The sequence below is a fragment of the Cyanobium gracile PCC 6307 genome (genome assembly GCF_000316515.1).
In the GTDB taxonomy this organism is placed as follows: Bacteria; Cyanobacteriota; Cyanobacteriia; order PCC-6307; family Cyanobiaceae; genus Cyanobium; species Cyanobium gracile.
The window spans coordinates 1,404,105-1,425,174 of sequence record NC_019675.1; the positions used below are offsets into that span (position 1 = coordinate 1,404,105).

Consider the following 21,070-nt stretch of genomic DNA (forward strand, 5'->3'; position numbering starts at 1 on the left):
CTGTTTGCCTCTCATCGCCCCAGTCCCGGCCAGTGGCCACAGTCCCATTGTCCCGTGTAGGGGTGATTGTTCCAGGGTTTCCCTTGGCTTGTCGTATAAAATACCCACCTATGCTGGCTTAGCAGGCATGAATGAGCCTACTAAGGCCTAGACCCAAAACCAGTAGAGGAGACGGGAGTCGTCTATAATCTCAATACCTTAAGTCCAATCTCTCCAATCTCTAATGCATATTCGCATTGTCTCTGCCACAAGATATTCCGAGCAGAACTTTTGGAACTACTCGGCACTTGGTCAGTCAATCAAAAGATTAGATATATGCAAAGAGTTTGCGCAGATAGCCTTTGAAAACAGCATTGGCCTTCCCGACGTCTACAATAAAGCAATTGAGAGCTCCGCAACCTCAGACGGGATTGTGTTTGTCCATGATGATGTGTGGATCGAAGATATTCTATTTATCGAAAGGGTGAGAGAAGGGCTTGAACAATTTGATGCTTTTGGAGTTATCGGCAATCGGCGACTTGTCCTCGGCCAGCCATCATGGGCATACACAAGTCTGGAGTTCAGCTGGGACCAAGAAGTTAATTTAATTGGCGCCATCGCCCATGGAGATTATCCTTTCGGGGAAATCATGAAATTCACTAACACCAAGGGGGCTTGCGAACTTGTCGATGGTGTTATGATAGCCGCAAGCTGCCTTCAACTCCGTCAACGCAATATACAATTTGACCAACAGTTCTCCTTCCACTTCTATGATCTTGACTTTTGCAGGCAACTGAGGAAGGCTGGTCTAAGTCTCGGAGTATATCCTATTAGCCTGACACATCAAAGCCGCGGCAAGCTTGGCACAGAAGAATGGAAAGATTCCTACATTAGATATATTAGGAAGTGGGATCAAGAATTCAGTAATTCTTCAACGGTTGTTTTTTCGACTCCTGCTCATGACAACTTTAATCCAGACATACTCAAGTTAATGAATAAGGATTATGATACGATTGTAGAAGTTGGGTGTAGCCGGGGAGCTCTTGCACGAGCATACCGTTCGAGCTTTAAGTGCGATAAGTATATCGGCATCGATATCGATGAAGACTCGGCGGTTTTTGCTCGCAATCACTGCTCAGAGGTGATCATAGGAGACATCGAGTCAATGAACGAAAGCGCATGGAACACGTTATTTCCCAGCTCTTTATGGATCTTTGGAGATTCACTTGAACATCTTAAAAATCCATGGAGTCTTCTGAGGCGTATTCGTCAGAATTTAAAGCCTGAAGACTCTATCATTGCCTGTATCCCTAATGCTCAGCACTGGAGTGTAATTGCCCGACTGGCAAGCGGCAACTTTCAGTATGAGGATGAGGGCTTAATGGATCGTACGCACCTACGATGGTTCACAAAAAGGACAATCATTGATCTTTTTGAAAAGACTGGCTACTCCATTGAACTGATTTATCCAAGAATTTTTGAAAACCCGAGCGAGAATCAATATCTGCCTTTCATTCACAGAATTGCCCAAATCTATGATGGCGACACTAATGACCCATCTAATGACTGCATTCCAATTCAATATGTTATCAAGGCCAGGCCAGTGTGACCAGGCTCAAGCATCCTGGAGGCTCACCCACTCACCGTCAAGTCAATGACTAAACAGCAAATACCCCGCTCCGACAGATTGCACTTGGCTTTACATCTCGGTTGTTCATTTTTCTCAATATCACACTGTGCACGTTAAGCAAAGCCTCCTTAGAAATGACAATAGGTCTGTGTCGCAGTGGTTTTAAGCGACTATCGTCGATAGACTCTAAGCAATGACGCAAGATGTCGCAGATAAGCCTAGGGCTTATTCAAATTCCATTAAAATATTTCTGGTCGAGGCTGCGAGCATGGGTTCGGCTCGGCCCAATGACCCTCTCCCTGTACCCGAAAGCTCGACCGCCGCAACTTGTCCGACGACAATCTGGTTGAGGGCGCATTGCATCTTTAAAGCTGCTACCCCGCTAGGGTTGTTGCATCATCAGTAGCAACCGCCCATGGCACCGGCACGGGGCGACGCGCAAGGCGCGAGGCCAGGCCGTCCGGTCTCCCTCAAAGAACGAGAGCGGATTTCGCTGGCGATCAGCGCGGCATCAGCCCGTTACCGGGGCCTCAGCCGGGCTGGAAAACAGCGGCTGCTCGATGAGCTGCAGGCCTTGACCGGCTACCACCGCAAGTCCCTGCTGCGCCGCTTGAACCAGCGGCCCGATGAGCGGCAGACCAACCTGCGCGGGCAGCACCGCCGCCGCTACGGCCCCGAGGTGGTGGAGGCCTTGGTGCCGCTATGGGAGGCCAGTGATCGGCTGTGCGGCAAGCGCCTCCATGCCCTGCTGCCGCAGTTGTTGGAATCGCTGGAGCACCATGGCCACGTGCAGCTGGAAAAGGGCGTGCGGGCGCGGGTGCTGACGATGAGCAGCGCCACGATTGACCGGCTGCTGGCTCCAGTCCGCAAAAGTAGTGGTGGCCATGGATGGCGGCGCCCTCCTCGGGCTCACAGTGGCGTGAGGCGGCGCGTGCAGGTGCGCACGTTCAAAGGCTGGGATGAGCACAAGGAGCCCGGCTGGCTGGAGATCGACCTGGTGGCCCATTGCGGCGGGCGGATGGAAGGACGGTTCATCTGGACCCTGGTGGCCACCGATATCGCCAGCGGTTGGAGCGAGAGCCTGCCGGTGATCACGCGGGATGGGGCCTCGGTGTTGGCTGCAATCCAGCGGTTGCGTCAGCACCTTCCCTTCCCCTTGCGCGGGATCGATGCGGATAACGATCCAGCCTTCATGAACGCGCTGATGGAGCAGTGGTGCGATGCACCGGAGCAGGGGATCGAGCTCACCCGCTCGCGGGCGTACCAGAGCAACGATCAGGCCTGGGTGGAACAAAAAAACGGTGTGCTGATCCGCCGGGTGGTGGGCTACGAGCGCTTGGTGGGCCTGGAGGCGGCACAACTGCTGGGGGAGCTCTACGCGGCGCTGCGGCTGTTCACCAACCTGTTTCAGCCATCGTTCAAGCTGAAAAGCAGCGTGCGGGAAGGGGGCCGGATCAAGCGGCTGCACCACCCGCCACGAACACCGCTGCAACAGCTGCTGCGCACCGGAGTGCTCAGCGATCAGGAAGCCCAGGACCTCAAAGAGCTGAGAAAGCGGTGCGACCCCGTGGCGCTGCTGGCCACGATGCGGAGCTGCCAGAGCCGGCTGGCCCTGTTGATCAGCGGCCAACACACCAGTGCCATGGCGGGGGAGCCGCTTAGCTGGCAGACACCGGAACAAGAAAAGCGAGAGCTGGAGGGGTTTCTGCAGGGGTTACAGGCCCTGTGGCGCCAGAGCAGGCCTCGACAGAAAAAGCCCAAACCGCGGCAGGGCCGCCGCAGTCGGGTGGATCCCTTTGAGGCCCATGCCGACCTGATCCCCCAATGGCTGGCAGCAGAACCAGATGTGGGCAGCCAGGAGCTCCTGGACAGGCTGATCGATCTGGATCCCCAGCGTTATGGGCCCCAACACAAACGCACGCTGCAGAGGCGAATCAGAGATTGGCGCGTGGCAAGGGTGGAAATGAGGTGGGTGCCTTTTATTGGACAGATGCGGCCCCTGACATCGTTAGCCTCGGACGGGAGGAACGGGATTCGGCATCAGTGTAGACCTCATGGGGAGTTCTGCCTCCCAGGGAGCTATGGGGCCTTACATGGCAGTACCTCCACAGGAAGCGGGCCAGGCTGATCTCCGCCTCCCAGCCATCGCTGTAGGCACGCAGATACACTTCCTCATACTTGACGGTGCGCCACAGCCTCTCCACCAGGATGTTGTCAAAACAGCGCTTTCTTCCTGACCAGCTGATCTGTATCTCCTCATCCTTGAGTCGTTGAACGAAGGCTGAGGAGGTGAATTGACAGCCTTGGTCGGAATGGAAGATCTGTGGCTTGCGGCCGCTCGCCAGTGCCATCGCCAGGGCCTCCAAACAGAACTCCGTGTCAAGGCTGTTGGAGAGTCTCCAGGCGAGCACGTGCCTGGAGAACAGGTCCACAATCGCCACCAAGTACAGGAAGCCCTTCCGCAGTGGGATGTAGGTGATATCTGTCGCCCAGACCTGATCTGGAGCCGTGAGGAGCTGGAGGTCCACCAGGCAGGGAAAGCGCTCGGATGGTTTACCCGATACCGTGGTGCGGGGTTTCTGATAGATCGCTCGTAAACCCATGCGCTGCATGAGGTTTCGGACACGGTCGCGGGTGATCGGGATGCCGTCTCTGGCCAGGTAATGGACCATCCGCCGGCTGCCCGCGGTGGGATCCTCCAGGTAGAGGGCATCGATCCTCGCCATGATCTGCAGCGTGGAGTCACGGACAGGCACCGGCTGGTAATACAGCGTGGAGCGAGGCAGGCCCAGCAGCTCGCATTGGCGAGTGACCGTGAGATCAGGGTGGCCACGATCGACCAGTTTGCGCAGTTCACGGGCATCAGAGGAGTTGAGACTTTTTTTCAGCCACTCCAGCTCCATCTGGAGCTTGCCGATCTGCTGGAACAGCTCAGCCTCCTTGGCCTGGCTCTCATCCTTGGCCTGTGTCTTTTTGCCCCGGGTGAACAAGTCGCTGGCACCCTCCAGTAGTTGCTTCTTCCACTGGCTCACCTGGATCGGATGCACCGCGTGGTCGGCGGCGATCTCCTGAAGCGTCTTGCGGCCACTGATCGCCTCCATGGCGACCTTGGCCTTGAACTCGGGGCTATGGGTGCGGCGTTTGCTCATGGGTGGGACGCCCCCTTCAGGGGCGGTGCCCCGCCTCACAGGTTAACGATGGAGCCTGTCCAGAAAAACCAGACCACCTCAAAAAGTGTGTAGCCACTGCATCCGAACGGCCTGAAACCCAGCCAGGAACAAGGGAAGCAGTGTTACCAGGCGTCAATTAAAACTGGTAACAAGTTATTGATGCAAAGCGCCTGTCTCCCTGATGGGCACAGGAAACGCCTCTAACATGGCCTTTGGGCTTGCGCTGGGTCCATGACGGTTGCACCTCCGGCTCCCTACCCGGATGCCTTAGCGCCCTTGCGCCTGCCCGAGGATCTGCGCCTCAGTCCCGATCAATTCGCCGCCGTCTGCATCGCCAACCCTCAGGCGGCGCTGGAACTCACCACAGAAGGCAAGCTCATCCACACAACACCTACAGGCGGCGAAACCGGCATCCGCAACAGCCGTTTGCTGATGCGCCTGCTGGCCTGGGCCGACAGCGTGGGCAGTTGGCAGGTGTTCGACAGCTCCACGGGCTTCCTCCTCCCCGATGGCTCGGTGCGCAGCCCCGACGCCTCTCTGGTCCGTCTTGAGCGCTGGCGGGCCCTACCCCCGGAGCAGCGCCGCGAGTTCCCGCCCCTCTGCCCCGATCTGCTGGTCGAATTCGCCAGCCCAAGCGATGAAGGACCCCGCGGCCTCACGGCCTTGCGGCGCAAGATGGCCGCTTATCAGGCGAATGGCGCCAAGCTGGGCTGGCTGCTGATCCCCGAGCAGCAGGCTGTGGAGATCTGGAACAGCGAGGCCAACGGCGAGCCCTTGTGCCTTGAGGGGGCCACCACCCTGGAGGGTGACGCGCGATTCCCCGGGCTGAGGCTGGAATTGGCTGAGATCTGGGAGGCCTGAACGATTCAGGGCAGCACCTGATCAGCCAGACGCTGCAGGCGTTGATCGGCTACGAGCAATGTCCCTCGCCAGAGGCGGAGAATCCACCGCTTCTCCCTACGATGGATCAATGGCGTTTCCCCGCATCAGCCACAATCCCGCCGTGATGGGAGGCAAGCCCTGCATCCGCGGGCTGCGCATCACGGTGGGCACCATCGTTGGTCTGATGGCCAGTGGAGGCAGCCGCGAGCGCATCCTGGAGGCTTACCCACTCCTGGAGCCTGCCGACATTGATGAGGCGCTGGCTTATGCCGCCTGGCGCATGGAAGAGCGAGAAGAGGAGCTGGTCCTGGACTGATGGCCAGGCTCCTGGTCGACATGAACCTCTCAAGCGAATGGATCACGCTGTTACAGGCTGCTGGCCATCAGGCCGTGCACTGGTCCGAGGTGGGCGATCCGCGAGCACCGGATACGGACCTGATGCGATGGGCCCTGAATAACGGCTACGCCATCTTCACCCACGACCTGGACTTTGGGACGATGCTGGCCCTCAGCGGCGCCCATGGCCCCAGCGTGCTGCAGGTCCGCTGCCTCAACGTGCTGCCTGATGCGATCGGCCCCCTGGTTCTCTCGCTCCTGATGACCTACGCCGCCGAGATCGACCAAGGGGCGCTGGTGGTGGCTGACGAACGCCGCGAGCGCGTGCGGATCCTGCCGCTGAACAGGCAAGGCTGACCGCCTGTGAACGAGGAGAGAGCCTTCGTGGATCTCGAAAGCAGATCCACCCATGCCCGAACCTCCTGCACCCTGCTGGTGCTCACCAGCCTTGAGCTCGATGAAATCTGGGAGGTCTAAACGGTTCAGGGCAGGACCTGATCGGCCAGACGCTGCAGGCGTTGATCGGCAGTGACCGGCAGGGCAGTTTTCCGGCGAGCCAGCGCCAGGTACAGAGAGTCGTAGAGGCGGTGGTTCAGATGGCAGGAGAAGGCAAGGGGGCTTCCACCTGCCGATGGCGGTCGCTGCGGATCAGTGATTCCGGAGACTCCTCCCATGGCAGCACTTGTCGCTGCTGCCATCGCTCGGCGATCCTCTCCAGCGCCAGCCGGCGCCGCTGCCGCGGGTCTTCGCCTGCGATGGCCTCCAGATCAGCCAGGGCCTGCTGGCTCAGGCTGCGCTTCTGGGCGCTGGCCCGGCGCTGAAACAGGCGGTACAGCGGATCCGGTACATCGCGTATCTGCAGGGAGGCCATGGCAAGACCACAAGTTCAATGAATGTACTGAGATTGCATGCAAAGCGCATGTTCTGGCCGCGCGATGGAGTTTCTCATCCCCCCGCCAGCACCCTCGTCTCCGTCTCGATCCGCTGGGACCCGCCCCCCGAGGGTTCGAACTCCTGCCGCAGCTGCAGATGCAGCAGCCCATCCAGGTCCCGGGAGGCCTCCAGCCCCGGCAAGGCAAGCCCATCCAGCAGCACCCTGTTCTGGGCCGCGCCGGTGCTCGGTTCGCCGTCCAGCCCAAAGGCCGGGCCGCAGCGCATCAGTACCCGCCGGCGCCAGATGGCGCTCGGTGGGCTGCCCACCGTGTAGGTGATCGGGCCGGCCGGCGTCTGCAGCTGCAGCACCGGATCCCGGCCGCCCAGGCCGCAGGCGGCGCCGGTGCCCAGGGCCAGGTCCACGCGGGTGGCCCGCTGCAGATCCCCCCGCAGCAGGGCCAGCACCCGTCGCTGCTGGCCCCGTTCCCGCACCTGACGCACCAGCCGCTCCACCTGGCGGCCCTCCGCCACCAAAGCCTGCAGCACAACCCCCCACAGCAGCAGCCCCAGGCTCAACGCCACAAGCAGCTCCGCCAGCGAGAAGCCGGCCGGACCCCTGACGGAACGGCCGTGGGAATACAGCAAGGCCATGGCGCAGCTCCGGTGAAGAGAACAGGGCGGCTCAGGTCTGGGGATCCGGCAGGCAGCCGCCCGGCCCCTGCCGCCCCAGGCGGGTCACCCCGAGGGGCAGGGCCACCACCACGCACCGCACCAGATCGGTGCCCTCGGTGCTCAGCAGCACGGTGCCGCCATCGATGATCAGCCCGTTGCTGGTGAAGCGCACCGCCGCCGGCAGGTTGTGGCTGATGCTCACCTCCAGCCCGCCGATCCCCTCCCCGAGCTCCAGTGCCGCCCCCTCGCAGGCCGGCAGGCTGCCGCCTTCGGGCTCCCGCCAGCCCGTGGCCTCCAGGCTCAGGGCGCAGGGGCGGCCCAGCCGCAGGGCGGCATCCCGGCCCCGCTCCAGCCCCACCATCACCCGGCGGCTGGCCCCCTCCAGGCGGGCAGCGGCCAGGTCCCGGCTGGCAGAGCTGAACCCCAGCTGGGCCAGCAGCCCCACCAGCACCAGGGTCAGCAGGGCTTCCGGCAGGGTGAAGCCTCCTTGCTCAGACCGTGCCATCGCCCCCTCCCTGCGGGACGCCGCAACGCCCGAAGGCCGCCGGCAAATACAGCCGTTGGCGCGGTTCGTCCTCGCCGGCCACCGCCAGCCGCAGCACCACCCCGTCTCCGCTGGCCGACACCTCCAGCTGGCGGCCCAGCCCCGGGGCCAGGGGCTGGGCCGCCAGGGCCTGCAGCAGCTGGGCCGTCGCCGTGGTGCAGTCGCCGGCGGATGGGGCCAGGCTGCGCAGGGAAGCTTCGGCCCGCGCCAGAGCCACCTCCGCCTGCTCCAGCCGCTCCTGCTGGCGCTGCTCGGCCACGGCCGCGGCGCCCGCCAGGGCCCAGAGCTGCAGGGAGGATCCCGCCGCCGCCGCGAACACCACCGAGCCGGTGAGCAGTTCGATCAGGCTCATGGCGCCACCCCCCGCAACCGTGGTGGCGCTTCACGACAAAGCAACATGGGCATGGCGATGGTGGCAACGTCTCCTCAAGAGTTCCCAGCCGAGGACAGCAGCGGCTGCCGCGGGTCCACCCCCATCAGGAAATCCCCGCAGGGGAGGCAGAGGATCCCATCGATCCGCAACGGCTCCGCGCCCAGATGGAGCAGGGCCACCGTGGCTTCCGGGTAGTCAGCCTGGAAGGCCTTCAGTCCCTGCAGATCCCTGGAGTGAACCTGGCGGCTGCGCTTCACCTCCAGGGCCGTGAAGCTGTCAGGTCCGTACACCACAAAATCCACCTCCCGGCCCGCCTTGGTGCGCCAGTAGAAGAGTTGATCGCCCCTGCGCCGGTAGGCGACCCAGGCCCGAAGATGCTGGGCAACCAGCCCCTCCAGGGCCATGCCCTCGATCTCGGCAGGGGAATCGAGTGGGCCGGCCGGCCGCAGCGAGCGGAACACACCGGCATCGAAATAGAAAAACTTGTCATGGGCGACCACCTGGCGCTTCGCCCGCCGGCTGAAGACCGGCAGCCGGAAGGCCAGCAGCAGGTCCTCCAGAATGGCCAGATAGTTCTCCACGGACTTGCGGCCCACCTTGCACTCCCTCGCGACGGCGGACAGGTTGAGGGTGTAGCCATGGGAGAAGCTGATCGCTTCGAGAAACCTGGCAAAGCCGCTGAGATCGCGCACCAGCGCCTCGGCCTGCACCTCTTCCCGGAGGTACAGCGAGGCGTAGGCCCGCAGGGTCTGCTCCGGATCCATCGCCTCCCAGACCAGGGGAACCAGGCCGAAGCGCAGGGCACGATCCAGGCTGAAATCAGCCCCCAGTTCCGCTGCCAGAAAGGGATGCATGGACGCCGACACCAGGCGCCCGGCCAGCAGATTCCAGCTGCCGCGGCGCAGCTTTCGCGCACTGGATCCGGTCAGCACGAAGCGCAGGCCGGGATCCTCCTCCACCAGGGCATGGACCACGTCCAGCAGAGCCGGCACTTTCTGCACCTCGTCGATCACCACCACGGCGATGTCGGGGTCGGCGGCCACCCTCTCGCGCAATCGTTCCGGCCTGGCGCAACCAGGTCGACTTGCCGGTGCCACGGGGACCGAACAGGAAAAAGCTGCCGGCAGGTTCCTGCAGAAATCGCCCTACCACCACCAAAACCGCCGCCTTTCTGGAGGTATCACCTCCAATTCTGCCTTGCCGACCCGGTGAGCCGTTCGATCAGGCTCATGGCGCCACCCCCCGCAGCCCCACCAGCCGCACGTCGGTGATCTGCGGCTGCGGCTGGGTCGGTGGCTGGGCCGGCGCCAGCTGCACCGCGAAGGCCCCCTGACGCGTGGGCTCGTTGCCGGCGGCGGCCAGCTCGATCAGCAGTTCGGCCGGCTGCAACTGGGGGCGCCAGTCGATCAGGCGGTAGGAGGCTCCCAAGGCCTGGCCCTGCCGCAGGGCTGCGATCGCCGGGGCCGGGGCGCACACCAGGCCGTGGACGTCCCAGTGCTCCAGCGGCAGCGCCAGCAGGCAGGGGTGGCTGCGGTGCAGCTCCGCCAGCAGCTGCTGGCCCGCCGACGCCAGCCGGTCCTCGGCCCGGCGCTGCTGCTGCTCCCGGATCCCCTGCATCCGCGCCTGCAGGCTCACGGTGTGGGCCGAGAGGCTGCCCAGCAGCAGAACCATCGAGGCCCCCATGGCCAGGGGCAGCACGAACCCCTGCTCCCGGGCGCGGTGGCGATGCAACGTGGGCATGGCGATGGCAGCGAACACCTTTTCAACGTTCCCGCGCAGGGACACCGTGGCTGGGGGAAACTGCCCCAAGTGACCGTGCCTTTCTCTAGCGGGCCATGAACCACAGCCGGCCCAGGGACACCCGCGACGAAGTCGACGGCATCGTGCGTCGCCACCAGCTCGACTATTCCCTGGGCCAGCTGCGGCTGGTGGGGCTGGTGCTGCTGGTGCTGGAGCTGAGCACCCTGCTGCTGGCCGGGAGCTTCGCCAGCGTCGAGGCTCCCGCCGGGCGGCTCAACGGCCTGATCGGCCTCTCCCCCGCCCTGCCGATGCTACCCCTCGGGTTCGGCCTCTACCTGCTCGGCGGCGGGCATCGTCGCCACCGCCACGAGCAGCCCTGGACCGGCGCCCTGCACCACACCCTGCTGCCCCTGGGGCTGATCCTGCTGCTGCTGCTGCCGGCGGTCACCATCCACGACGCCGCCACCCTGATCAGCCAGCGCCATCTGGCCCCCCTCTCGCCCCTCCAGCAACATCTGCTCAACCCCGTGCGCCTGGTCACGACCCTGCTGCTGCAGGGTGTCACCGGGGCCGGGCTGGTGCTGATCTGGCGCCAGGGCCGCCGCCAGATGCGACGGCTGGGCCTCACTCCGGCTCTGTTTTTCCAAGCCGACGCCACCGGGTCGGTCCAGGAAAGGCGGGGGCGCTCAACCAGAGAGTCCTCTAGCCTCCGGTGAGCTGGTGGAATGCCGAGGGATGGATGATCGTCAAAGGAATCCTCAGTACGCTCTAACCACCCTATCGATCAGTCATGGGCGATACTCACCTGAGCAAGTGCCCAACCTCAGAAAACAGACCTCGGTGGTACATAAGGTTCCTATAGCAACGCTGAGTGCATGGAGTCGATGAGCCGATCACCCTCTGCTGAAGGCAGAAATATGAAGACAAGCCCTGGTTTCAAGGCCAACCCATGAAAGCAGGCGTGATACACTATAATGTTTAAGCGACGAAATGGCGAAAGTTTAGCCATTGGAGTGGAAATGCTAAGTCTTTGGCGATCGACATCTGCCAAGCTCAGACTCTCCTTACTGAGCAGGTTGCGCACAAAGCCCAAAAATGCTTTACCGCCCTACAAGACGGAAGGTAGCGTTTTGCCACTTGTGGTGTTCACCATTTTGGTGGTTACAGTTGGTGCTGCTGCCCTCATGGCACGTGGCGCCAGTTCTTGGCTTAGCTCAGTCTCCAATTCTGACTACCAAGCCGCCAAGGAAGCAGCTGAAACCGGCTTCAACAGAATTCTGGCCCAATTGAATACCAATGAGAGGAGTCATTTCTTAGTGACTAAGTTTGGCCGATGGTATGCAAGTCCTCCAACTCTCTCTCAAGCCGCTAGTTGCAATGTATTCATGCCAAGCGTGGTATCGGCACCTAGCAATGCGAAAACAGAACTCGCAAGTGGTGTTGGCCAGTTTTTTCAACTTACATCCTATTCAGCTCCAGCCAGATCTCCAGGGTCGCCAGAAGGAATAGGAGGAGTTTCTTGCGACATGTTTGGCAATCTTTTCGGAGGTTCTGCGGAAGTACAGGTCCTTGGTACTGTAGAGCGTGGAGGAGTAACAAGAGCAAGATTTAGACTGTCGAAAATTATCTATGTAAAGGGTCCTTTTACTGAGTCCAGCCAACCGCCCTTCACTCCATTGCTAATTACTGGCCCTGCAGGGAGCACACTTGGAAAATTTGATCAGGGTGGTGGAAAAGGCTTAGCGAGAACTGGCAACCCTGCGGATCCGAAAAACGATCCAACTACCACGGCGGCTGACGCGGCATGTTTACAGGTAGCAAACTGCATTAGCGACAACACCAAAGTTGGCGATATTGACGCAACGACTGTCACGCTCCCAAGCTTTCCAACACTTGCCAGCCAAGGTGACACAAGAACCACTGGAGCCTCAAGCCAGGAAAGCGCCGATGCCACTCTAAGTTACGGCACCAGCTATACCAATACAATGTTTCCTTATGTTAATGCGGATGGAACTCCAGCATCGAATAATACCTCAAATTACTTAGCCCCTGGTTGCTACTTCAATAACCGAACTGCCGCTCTCGACAGAGTTAACAATTCAGGCAGCAGTCGTCCACTGCAAAGCAGCAACTCAACAGCCAATGGAAGCCCGGCGTCAACAGCGATCAACTGCGTTGTTGGGACCATCAGTAATCCCAATATCCTTGTCGATACAAGCAGATTGCCCGTCAATATCTTTGTGCGTGGCACCGGAATCAGTGCCGTCGCAGTAACTCCTGGGAACAGCTCAACAATTCGCTTAAACAACAGAACAATCTCTAACTGGCAGAACCTACGCATTTATGGGGTCAACACTGGAACATCAACCGACTGTGGTCAACAGACTGTCACTGTCAATGCAAGCCCCTTTGACGGGGCTTATGTGTGGATGCCCAACGCAACTTTTAGGTTCTCTGGTTCTGGAACAGGAGGAGGCCAGGAAGGCTCCTATGGGGTTCGCTGGGTCTGCCGGTTTGAAGGGCCTGGTTCGGGCGATAGGGCCTTATTTGGTCCTGTGGCAACATCTTCTACGGCTGGCTTTAACAGCATTTTTCCAGGTTTTTTCAACACATCGACCAACGATACCTTCAATCCTAGCCCAATCCCCAGTGCCATGACAAACTATAGGGCTTATGGCGTTACCTACTGATCTTAAGCGGATAGTCCCATGATTCGAGCACGCTCATTCCAGACAACTCGCTGCAGCGGTCTGAAAAGTAAAACGAAGGCGGGCTTTTCCATTCTGGAGGTTTTGTTAGGCGTTGTCCTTGCAAGCATCACCTTGGCAGGCGTAGCCACTTTATTCACAAGGACCCTAGACATCTCCTCGCGGGCTGATAACCAGAATGCGGTGGAAGCGGCTGTATCAGCAGACTTAAATTGGATCAAGCGTTATGGAAAGTTTTGGATGATGCAATCTGGACCCTATGCCCTCAACAATTCCTTTACCAAAACAACGAGCGCATTCACCTCATCTCCCGTACTGTCTTACCAGTGCCCTAATTCTGATTTGACCACAACCAATCTTTCGACTCAATTCATTACCGCAGCTAATTCAATCACCAATCTTACGGACATAGACCCCAAACTTGGTTATGTCTTTTCGACAAATACCATACCAGTCCCAAGCACCCCCTACACCCTCACTAGAACTCTCACGACGCCTACAGCCACGCAGGTTTTAGTTACCTACAACTTGACTGGTGCAGACGCTGCATCGCTTGCGTTTAGTAGACAGACAACTATATTGCTAGAAGCTGCAGCTTGGTGCACTGAAGTCTCATGAAACACTCATCATCATACACAAATAGCAAAGGCTTCTCAATGCTTGAGCTCATGATCGCTGTTGCCGTCATCTCGATCTTAGCGGCTATAGGCTTGAGCTCATTTTTAAGTTCTTACACTGACCGAAGATTGCGTTTGGCAGCCATTGAATTATCGACTGCACTCGCCACCGCCCGAGAGATCGCAAATAAGGAGTTACCAGGCACAAACTCTTGTAGAATTGTACAAACACTAACAGCTAGCACTGCAACTATTACAAGCACAGCACAAGACTGTTCTGGCTCTCCGATTGAAACTCCATTGCCTTCCGCCAATCTCAAAGACATCTCCGGGTTGACCAATCTGACCGTGGATGCCAATCGAACTTTTACTTTCATCTACGGTGGTCTGAGCACCAACGGAACTGACACTGAACAAACAGTGCGGCTTTCTGAGTCAAGCACGACAACGAGTTACTGCATCAACCTCACACTGCCTTCCTCTATTGTCAGAATTGGCTCAGCACAGGGGACATCTGCTTGCAATTATCAACGCACAATTTAGTCATGTATAACCGGCTTTTTGTAAGGGTTCAGATCTCGATGATACGTCTCATTGCGGAACGTAGACTATGTAACAAATCGCAGGGATTCACCCTCGTCGAGCTACTTTTGGCGGCAGTTCTTGGTGTAATCGTAATCGGGGGGCTGGGCGCTTCTCTACTGATTTCAGAGATAGGTCTTCAGAGAAGATTTGAGAGTGATAAGAATCTGAAAGACTCCGTGACCCGCGTCTCGGCGTTAATGCAAAGGGAAATATCCTTTGCCAGCAACATTGAACTACCCACAAGCCATAGCTGTGGTGGAAATACCATCAACAATCCAGTGGTAATCATAGGACCTCGTAATCTGTGGCGAGTTACATATGGCATTTCTAGCCCGAATCCTGTAACTGGATGGCAGGCCACGACTCTTGTACGGTGCGGTCCACCTTATAATTCCGATGGCTCTTTCAACCTCGCCTCCAATGTCACTTCAGTTGTTATCCAGAACCTGACAACGTCAAATCCATGGGTGCGAGAAATCAATACTGATCTTAGCGTAACTGCATCTGGCACAGTAGCTAATGCCTTATCCAGAGGCATCAATATAACTCTCAATTTGGGGAATGCAGGAGTCCCGTTTTCTCAGTCATTTGCCGCCAGATCATCCACTAACCCATACTATTCAATGGGCGATCAACTAGATAATGGTGGCTCCTTTACCGCAACTTGCACTAATGTAACCAGCACCCCTTCGTCAGTCATTTGTACTCGGACTACAAACTCCAAGCCAATCATTGTGGGTGGGGTGTTAACCACAGATAACGACATTCGTAATCACTTCTACGTTCCCAGCACTGCCACAAACGTTACTATCGTCGGCGACAGTTTGTACGAAGATATTGTCTATTTGCCGCTTCCGAGGGCCCAATATACAACAATACGTAGAAGCGCAAGCAGTGGGTCTGCCAACTGCGATCGTACCAGCTGCTACCTTAGTGGAGGAGGTCAAGCGATCACACTAAGCAACATCAATGTACTTGTATTTCCCGACTTCATTATGGGAATTTAAACAAAGTGCGATAAGAATTAAGACTCCCCAAGATTAGTGACTTTGATAATTATAAGAGATCGGCTTCATCGGTTTGCTTACACTCCTAGAGAAGCTCTGGGCTACAAGGGTTTGGGCGGCTCTTGAGATAAGACATCGCCAGATTGGACTTTCGGCTGTGCTCAGGGTCTGATCTGTTCCCAATCAAGGTGATTATATGCCTCTTTTCTGCTCCCTTGAACCTCTGAAAAGCCTCATTCAGAAACACCACTTCCTTGGTCATGAAGTCGCAAGCAACTGACGCCGCGTCAGGAACAGATTCGTCAGCGCAGCCAGCACGTTAACCATTCTGCGGTTCATCACCATGCCCCGCATACTGGTCTTCTGAAAGCCGAACTGCTGCTTGATCACGCGAAATGGATGCTCTCCTTTGGCGCGGATGTGGGCCTTGGCTGTCTCCAACAGATCCTGCTGCTTCCCGTCTGGTGTATCAGGCAGTGTTCGGCGCTTACCGGGACGCATGACCACCCGAAACTCCGTAGACCTGCCTGTCATCTCGGGCCTCTTGGCGATTCCTTGGTATCCAGCGACGGCGTATACCACCTCCTCCTTTCCGTACAGCAGCTCAGCTGCCGGGGTGAGGTCATGCACGTTGGCGGGAGTGGTGGCAACGGAGTGGATCAAGCCTGTACTCTTATCCATCCTCGCATGGATTTTCATGCCGTAGGCGAAGCCATCCGCGTAGCGGTGATACCACTGGTTGCCCTTCTTGGTCTGGTGCATCTCCGGATCACGCTCACCAGCCTTGTTTTTGGTGGAGCTGGGGGCGGCGATCAAGGCGGCATCGATGAGCGTTGCCTGCTGCATGGTCATACCCCGTTCCCTGAAAGGGGCCTTGACGGTCTCGGAAATCTGCTCACCGAGGCTGTGCTTCTCCAGCAGGTGCCGGAACGCTAGGATCGTCTTCTGATCGGGGATCCGATCGCTGAGCATGTCGATGCCCGCAAACCGCCGCATCGTCGGCATCTCGATCAAGGCATTCTCCATCGATGGATCGCTCAAGGAGTACCACTGCTGCATCAGGTGGATCCGCAGCATGGTGGCCAGCGGGTAAAGGCGGGCGGCCACCTTTGCTACCGGTCTTGGGGTAAAAGGGCTCGATCAGAGCGATTAGTGCCTGCCAGGGCACCACCGCGTCCATCTCTGCCAGGAACTTCTCGCATCTGGTGCGCTTCTTGGCGGTGGACTGCCCGTAATCGCTGAATCCTTGCTAGCCGCTCCCAGATCAGCAGTTCGCACTGTGCAGCACCAGCAGCAGATCCAGATCGCTTCCCACACCCGCATCTCCGCGCCCGTAGGAGCCGAAAATCCCTACAGCCGCCAGCTCCGGATCGGCGGCAGCCTGCCGCCGGGCCCACCCGTCCGCCTGCTCAATGACGTGGGCCGAGGTGGGCCATCACAGCACGAACCCATTCGATGATGGTGGTGGCATGAAACAGTCCCTGTTCACTCTGCAGTTTGCCGAAATGTTCACCAGGTGTGCCCTCCGGGTAGCTGTCGGGAGACCGGGTCGGGATGTAGAAGCCATCCAGCAAGCGGAGCCGGTCGTCGATGGACTCCGGATAAGGGGGCTGCAAGTCAGCCTTGCCGGGCACAGCCGCCCAGAGCCTGGTGAGGGTGTGGCCCCAGGCCTGTTGCCCCAGGGCCATGTTCAGAGCCTTCAAGGCTTTCTCAGTGGCCTGATGGGCCGCAAAACAGGCCCACTCATGGCGGTCAGTCTCCATGGAGGCCTCGGACTGCTCAAGATCCCGCAGAGCCTGATTCAGCCAGTCGTCGGAGCGTTCAGCCATGGATCAGAGTCGACTCACTGATTCAGCTTCAGCACCGCCATGAAGGCCTCCTGGGGCACCTCCACCCGGCCCATGGCCTTCATCCGCTTCTTGCCCTTGGCCTGCTTCTTGAGCAGCTTCTTCTTGCGGGAGATGTCGCCGCCGTAGCACTTGGCCAGCACGTCCTTGCGGATGGCGCTGATGCTTTCGCTGGCGATGATGCGGCTGCCGATCGAGGCCTGGATCGGAATTTTGAACTGCTGCCGGGGGATCAGCTCCTTGAGCTTCTCCACCAGGCTCTTGCCCACGTTGTAGGCCTTGTCCCGGTGCACGATGGTGGTGAGCGGATCGGCCTTCTCGCCGTTGATCAGCACATCGAGGCGCACCAGCTCGTTGCGACGGTAGCCGATCAGGCTGTACTCCATCGAGGCGTAGCCCTTGGTGCGGCTCTTCATCTGATCGAAGAAATCCGTCACAACTTCAGCCAGCGGCATCTCATAGTGCAGCGTCACTCGGTCGGTGGTGATGTACTTCATGTCGATGAACTCACCGCGCCGTTCCTGGCACAGCTCCATCAGGGCGCCGTTGTACACATTGGGGGTGTAGATCTCCAGCTTCACATAGGGCTCCTCAATCGATTCCCGCTTCTGGGGATCGGGGAGGGTGGCGGGGTTGTCCACCATCAGGGTGCTGCCGTCGATCATGTTCACCTGGTAGATCACCGAAGGCGCGGTGACGATCAGGTCGAGGTCGTACTCCCGCTCCAGCCGCTCCTGCACGATCTCCATGTGCAGCAGGCCCAGGAAGCCGCAGCGGAAGCCGAAGCCCATGGCGCTGCTGGTCTCCGGCTCGTACTGCAGCGCCGCGTCGGAGAGCTGCAGCTTGTCGAGGGCCTCCCGCAGGTCGGGGTACTGGTCGGCATCGGTGGGGAACAGGCCGCAGAACACCATCGGCGTGGCCTCGGCATAGCCGGGCAGCGGTTCGCTCGCCGGGTTCGCCGCCAGGGTGATGGTGTCGCCGACGCGGGCATCGGCCACCGCCTTGATCGAGGCGGACAGGTAGCCCACCTCACCGGCATGGAGGCTCTCCACCTGGCGCTGGTCCGGCGCCATCACCCCCACCTCATCGAGCTCCACCACCTTGCCGCTGGCCATCAGCAGCACCTTGTCCTTGCGGGCGATCACGCCGCTGATCACCCGGAAATAGACGATCACCCCCCGGTAGGGGTCGTAGTAGGAGTCGAAGATCAGGGCCCGCAGCGGTTCATCCACCTGGTCCGGCGGTGCCGGCACCCGATCCACCACCGCCTGCAGGATCTCGGGCACCCCCAGGCCGGTCTTGGCGGAGCAGTTGATGGCCGTGGAGGTATCAAGGCCGATGATCGCCTCGATCTCCGCCTTGATGCGATCGGGATCGGCCCCGGGCAGGTCGATCTTGTTGAGCACCGGGATGATCTCGAGATCGTTCTCCAGCGCCAGGTACACGTTGGCCAGCGTCTGGGCCTCCACCCCCTGGCTGGCATCCACCACCAGCAGCGCGCCCTCGCAGGCCAGCAGGCTGCGGCTCACCTCATAGGAGAAATCGACGTGCCCCGGCGTATCGATCAGGTTGAGGATGTAGGTCTGGCCGTCAGCCGCCTTGTACTCCATGCGGGCGGCCTGGAGCTTGATCGTGATGCCCCGCTCCCGCTCCAGCTCCATGTTGTCGAGGAACTGGGCCTGCATGTCCCGGGCGGCCACGGTGCCGGTGTCCTGCAGCAGGCGGTCGGCCAGGGTCGATTTGCCGTGGTCGATGTGGGCGATGATGCAGAAGTTACGGATCCGCTGGGCGGGAACGTCGGTCATGGGCGCCCGGAGGCTCAGCCGCGAAGGGAACAAGGGCCCGATCCTAGGCAGAGCCTACGGCGGGCCCCGGGCCGATCAGGCGGCGGGGATTGGCGCACCGGCGTTGCCGATGCCAAGGCGTCGCAGCACCGGCAGGCGCCCGGCGGCGAAGGTCTCCCAGAAGTCCTGCAGGTGGCTCAGCGCCTGCTCCGGGTCCTCGATCGGCTGCCCCTCGGGGTCCTTGACGTTGCCGCCCGCCATGCCGATCCCCATCCACACCAGCTGGGCCAGGTCGGCCGCCGGCAGGCCGGCATCGGCGACCTGCAGGAAGAAGGCCTCCAGCAGGTTGACGTTGACGGGCTGCAGCAGCACGGGCGAGAGCAGGGCGCCGATCTCCTCGCCCGCCGTGATCTGATCCAGGCAACGCTGATTGAAACCGGCGATGGCAGGCCCCGGCGATGGCGTCGCAGTGGGGAAGCCCACGCCGATCACCCCTGCGCCCGCGAGAACGGCGAGCCGCATCAGGGCATCCTCCAGATCCAGCGAGGCCTGCTCCATCAGCCAACCCAGGCTCTGGGGGCCATCGGCGAGGACCTCCTTCAACGTCCGCACGAAGTCCGGATCGAGCCCCAGCCGGCCGAGGCTCGTATCGAAGGCGTCCCTGTCATCCCCTGATTCCGCGCAGGAATGCAGCTGCAGGTCCGCCAGGGTCCGGCGCCACCAGGGCGTCGATGGGGGGCAGGCTCCCCGGGCAAAGAGGTCGCGCCGGAAGGTCTGGTTGATCGCCAGATCGAAGAGCACCTCCCGCATCGGGGCATCCACCGCCTCCATCACCAGGGCGCGCCGCCCTGGATCCAGCAGCTCCGGGAACAGCTCCGGCAGGGAGGCCGAGCCGATCGGGGTGAGGCCGTGGGCCCTGCAGAGCCGGTGCATCGGGCCCACATAGAGCGGTTGGTGGGCCGCCTGGTATTCACCCACCAGATAGGCCTCAGGCAAGGGCTGAAACTGCTCGATCTGGGATCGAAGTCCTGGGAGCTCATGGCCGAGGGGCCAGACGTTGTCCTCGCTGCCCATGCACCTCAGGAGGGTGTCCGCCGCCTTGCGAATGCCTGCCGCGGAGGTGCTGCCCCCCGCCCGCAGGGCCTCCTCCACACTCAGCATCTGCAGGGTGCTGCGCGACAACCAGCCCGGATAGGTGTTGTAGGAGCAGTAGAAGATTCCTCCCGGCCGCAGCAGCGAGCCGGCAGCGGCGATGAGGGCTTCCCTCACCGCGGGCCCCACCCAGCTCGCCAGTCCGTGGGCCACCACGACGTCGTAGGCCTCGGGCCAGCCACGGCAGGGGCCGGTGCTGGGCCGCCCCTCCGAAAATGTCGTCAGATCGGCCAGGGCGAACTGCACGTTGCCGAGGCCCAGCGCCTCGGCCTTGGCCCGGGCGCCGGCGATGTGGGTGGGATTCAGATCCAGTCCGTAGAAGCGGGCCCGGGGATGGGCCGCAGCATTGAAGAGCAGGTTGAGGCCGTGACCGCAACCGAGATCGAGATAGCTGAACTGTCTGTTGAGCAGGTCGGGATCCAGCCGGTGGCGGCCGCCCATCAGCGTGGCCAGCATGAGCCAGGACACCGAAAGCTCCCGGTGCAGGAAGGCGCCGTAGGTCTTCTCGGTGGGATAGGCGGGGTTGGGGTCCATCCCTGTGGGGCAGGCGCTGTGCGCGCAGGATGCCTCAGGAAACGGGCCCTGCCACCTGCCGCGGGGTTCGTCGGCCCTACGGAGACGGCGCCTAAGCTCGCTCCAGTGAGTAACCGAGCCATGACCACCGACACCGCCAGCCCCGAGAGCACGGCAGCTGCCGTGGAGAGCGACCCCCGCGCCCTCACCATCGAGAACGTGGAGCGGGTGCTCGACGAGCTGCGCCCTTACCTGATGGCAGATGGCGGCAACGTGGAGATCGTCGAGATCGACGGTCCGGTGGTGAAGGTGCGGCTGCAGGGTGCCTGCGGCTCCTGCCCCAGCAGCACCATGACCTTGAAGATGGGCATCGAGCGCAAGCTGCGCGAAGCGATCCCCGAAGTGAGCGAAGTGGTGCAGGTGCTCTGAACCCTGAAACCCCCACAGGGCGAATCTTCGGCCCATCTGCCGACCATACGCCTGCTGGGCTACATCAATGGGTTGCCGATCGCGTGGTGGTCCAGCCCCAGGGCGGCGGCGGCCCTGATCAGTAAACGATCCGCCGTGGTGAGGGTCAACGTCTCCCGGCTGGCGATGGCCAGATGGAGAGCATCGCCACTGCGTAGCGGCAGGCTGGCCAGTTCCTGCAACCATTGCC

22 protein-coding genes and 1 pseudogene are annotated in these 21,070 nt (G+C 60.4%); 10 read left to right on the forward strand and 13 right to left on the reverse strand.

What is annotated here, in order from left to right; all coding sequences use genetic code 11:
• The first annotated feature begins 223 nt into the window (after positions 1-223).
• Both CYAGR_RS16975 and CYAGR_RS16980 read left to right on the forward strand, forming a co-directional pair.
• Entirely contained in the window at positions 224-1,588 is a 1,365-nt protein-coding gene (locus tag CYAGR_RS16975; protein WP_015109021.1) for a methyltransferase domain-containing protein, read from the forward strand.
• Positions 1,589-2,183: 595 nt separating this feature from the next.
• Positions 2,184-3,737 (forward strand): integrase catalytic domain-containing protein, encoded by a 1,554-nt coding sequence (locus tag CYAGR_RS16980; RefSeq protein ID WP_071881562.1) that lies wholly within the window; start codon positions 2,184-2,186, stop codon positions 3,735-3,737.
• Here the strand turns inward: CYAGR_RS16980 and CYAGR_RS06615 are convergent.
• Positions 3,718-4,758 (reverse strand): annotated as a pseudogene (locus CYAGR_RS06615) (IS3 family transposase); the annotation flags it as partial. The gene CYAGR_RS16980 and the pseudogene CYAGR_RS06615 overlap by 20 nt on opposite strands.
• A 252-nt stretch (positions 4,759-5,010) precedes the next feature.
• Here CYAGR_RS06615 and CYAGR_RS06620 point away from each other — a divergent pair.
• From CYAGR_RS06620 to CYAGR_RS06630, 3 genes are all read left to right on the forward strand, one after another.
• Complete coding sequence (locus CYAGR_RS06620; protein WP_015109023.1) at positions 5,011-5,640, forward strand: Uma2 family endonuclease; 630 nt, start codon at positions 5,011-5,013, stop codon at positions 5,638-5,640.
• Positions 5,641-5,749: 109 nt separating this feature from the next.
• Positions 5,750-5,977 (forward strand): DUF433 domain-containing protein, encoded by a 228-nt coding sequence (locus CYAGR_RS06625; RefSeq protein WP_015109024.1) that lies wholly within the window; start codon positions 5,750-5,752, stop codon positions 5,975-5,977.
• Positions 5,977-6,354 carry a DUF5615 family PIN-like protein gene (locus CYAGR_RS06630; RefSeq protein ID WP_015109025.1) on the forward strand — a complete coding sequence of 126 codons (378 nt, stop codon included), beginning with the start codon at positions 5,977-5,979 and terminating at the stop codon, positions 6,352-6,354. Before CYAGR_RS06625 ends, CYAGR_RS06630 begins: the two co-directional genes overlap by 1 nt.
• A gap of 235 nt (positions 6,355-6,589) precedes the next feature.
• Here the strand turns inward: CYAGR_RS06630 and CYAGR_RS06635 are convergent, their stop codons facing one another.
• From CYAGR_RS06635 to CYAGR_RS16425, 6 genes are all read right to left on the reverse strand, one after another.
• Positions 6,590-6,868 (reverse strand): hypothetical protein, encoded by a 279-nt coding sequence (locus CYAGR_RS06635; RefSeq protein WP_015109026.1) that lies wholly within the window; start codon positions 6,866-6,868, stop codon positions 6,590-6,592.
• 74 nt (positions 6,869-6,942) lie between these two features.
• Complete coding sequence (locus CYAGR_RS06640; RefSeq protein ID WP_015109027.1) at positions 6,943-7,521, reverse strand: hypothetical protein; 579 nt, start codon at positions 7,519-7,521, stop codon at positions 6,943-6,945.
• Positions 7,522-7,552: 31 nt separating this feature from the next.
• A complete protein-coding gene (locus CYAGR_RS06645) occupies positions 7,553-8,047 on the reverse strand; it encodes a GspH/FimT family protein (RefSeq protein ID WP_015109028.1) in 495 nt (164 codons plus the stop codon).
• Complete coding sequence (locus CYAGR_RS06650) at positions 8,034-8,438, reverse strand: hypothetical protein (protein WP_015109029.1); 405 nt, start codon at positions 8,436-8,438, stop codon at positions 8,034-8,036. Before CYAGR_RS06650 ends, CYAGR_RS06645 begins: the two co-directional genes overlap by 14 nt.
• 74 nt (positions 8,439-8,512) lie before the next feature.
• Positions 8,513-9,502: an ATP-binding protein gene (locus CYAGR_RS06655; RefSeq protein WP_245552621.1), complete on the reverse strand. Its 990-nt coding sequence runs from the start codon at positions 9,500-9,502 to the stop codon at positions 8,513-8,515.
• Between the two features lie 184 nt (positions 9,503-9,686).
• Positions 9,687-10,199, reverse strand: a complete 513-nt coding sequence (locus CYAGR_RS16425) for a hypothetical protein (RefSeq protein ID WP_216593371.1) — start codon at positions 10,197-10,199, stop codon at positions 9,687-9,689.
• A gap of 95 nt (positions 10,200-10,294) precedes the next feature.
• Here CYAGR_RS16425 and CYAGR_RS06665 point away from each other — a divergent pair, with 95 nt between their 5' ends.
• The 4 genes from CYAGR_RS06665 (at position 10,295) to CYAGR_RS19570 (ending at position 15,116) form a co-directional block, all read left to right on the forward strand.
• On the forward strand, positions 10,295-10,915 hold the full coding sequence (locus tag CYAGR_RS06665; protein WP_015109031.1) for a hypothetical protein: 621 nt from the start codon (positions 10,295-10,297) through the stop codon (positions 10,913-10,915).
• A 360-nt stretch (positions 10,916-11,275) separates the two neighbouring features.
• On the forward strand, positions 11,276-12,889 hold the full coding sequence (locus CYAGR_RS18215; RefSeq protein WP_156818409.1) for a hypothetical protein: 1,614 nt from the start codon (positions 11,276-11,278) through the stop codon (positions 12,887-12,889).
• 686 nt (positions 12,890-13,575) lie between these two features.
• Positions 13,576-14,067 (forward strand): pilus assembly FimT family protein, encoded by a 492-nt coding sequence (locus CYAGR_RS19565; protein ID WP_172637159.1) that lies wholly within the window; start codon positions 13,576-13,578, stop codon positions 14,065-14,067.
• A 38-nt stretch (positions 14,068-14,105) separates the two neighbouring features.
• Positions 14,106-15,116 carry a prepilin-type N-terminal cleavage/methylation domain-containing protein gene (locus tag CYAGR_RS19570; protein WP_425386797.1) on the forward strand — a complete coding sequence of 337 codons (1,011 nt, stop codon included), beginning with the start codon at positions 14,106-14,108 and terminating at the stop codon, positions 15,114-15,116.
• A gap of 258 nt (positions 15,117-15,374) precedes the next feature.
• Here the strand turns inward: CYAGR_RS19570 and CYAGR_RS06670 are convergent.
• The 5 genes from CYAGR_RS06670 to CYAGR_RS06685 all read right to left on the reverse strand — a co-directional run bounded on the left by CYAGR_RS06670 (position 15,375) and on the right by CYAGR_RS06685 (position 20,433).
• A protein-coding gene (locus CYAGR_RS06670; protein ID WP_156818410.1) for an IS5 family transposase occupies positions 15,375-16,305 on the reverse strand; the annotation gives its coding sequence in 2 pieces (ribosomal slippage) (positions 15,375-16,208 and positions 16,210-16,305; 930 coding nt in all).
• 75 nt (positions 16,306-16,380) lie between these two features.
• Positions 16,381-16,530, reverse strand: coding sequence for a nucleotidyltransferase domain-containing protein (locus CYAGR_RS19060; protein WP_083891430.1), 150 nt, complete (start codon positions 16,528-16,530; stop codon positions 16,381-16,383).
• On the reverse strand, positions 16,526-16,945 hold the full coding sequence (locus tag CYAGR_RS06675; protein ID WP_015109036.1) for a HEPN domain-containing protein: 420 nt from the start codon (positions 16,943-16,945) through the stop codon (positions 16,526-16,528). The genes CYAGR_RS19060 and CYAGR_RS06675 overlap by 5 nt, the downstream gene beginning before the upstream one ends.
• A 14-nt stretch (positions 16,946-16,959) precedes the next feature.
• The gene (gene lepA / locus CYAGR_RS06680) at positions 16,960-18,768 is read right to left on the reverse strand and encodes a translation elongation factor 4 (protein ID WP_015109037.1); all 1,809 of its coding nucleotides are present in this window, start codon (positions 18,766-18,768) and stop codon (positions 16,960-16,962) included.
• 75 nt (positions 18,769-18,843) lie between these two features.
• Complete coding sequence (locus CYAGR_RS06685; RefSeq protein ID WP_015109038.1) at positions 18,844-20,433, reverse strand: class I SAM-dependent methyltransferase; 1,590 nt, start codon at positions 20,431-20,433, stop codon at positions 18,844-18,846.
• A gap of 120 nt (positions 20,434-20,553) precedes the next feature.
• On the opposite strand from CYAGR_RS06685, the gene CYAGR_RS06690 reads away from it, so the two are divergent.
• The gene (locus CYAGR_RS06690) at positions 20,554-20,841 is read left to right on the forward strand and encodes a NifU family protein (RefSeq protein ID WP_015109039.1); all 288 of its coding nucleotides are present in this window, start codon (positions 20,554-20,556) and stop codon (positions 20,839-20,841) included.
• 59 nt (positions 20,842-20,900) lie between these two features.
• Here CYAGR_RS06690 and CYAGR_RS18220 read toward each other — a convergent pair whose 3' ends face one another.
• Positions 20,901-21,062, reverse strand: coding sequence for a PIN domain-containing protein (locus CYAGR_RS18220; RefSeq protein ID WP_015109040.1), 162 nt, complete (start codon positions 21,060-21,062; stop codon positions 20,901-20,903).
• Positions 21,063-21,070: the final 8 nt, after the last annotated feature.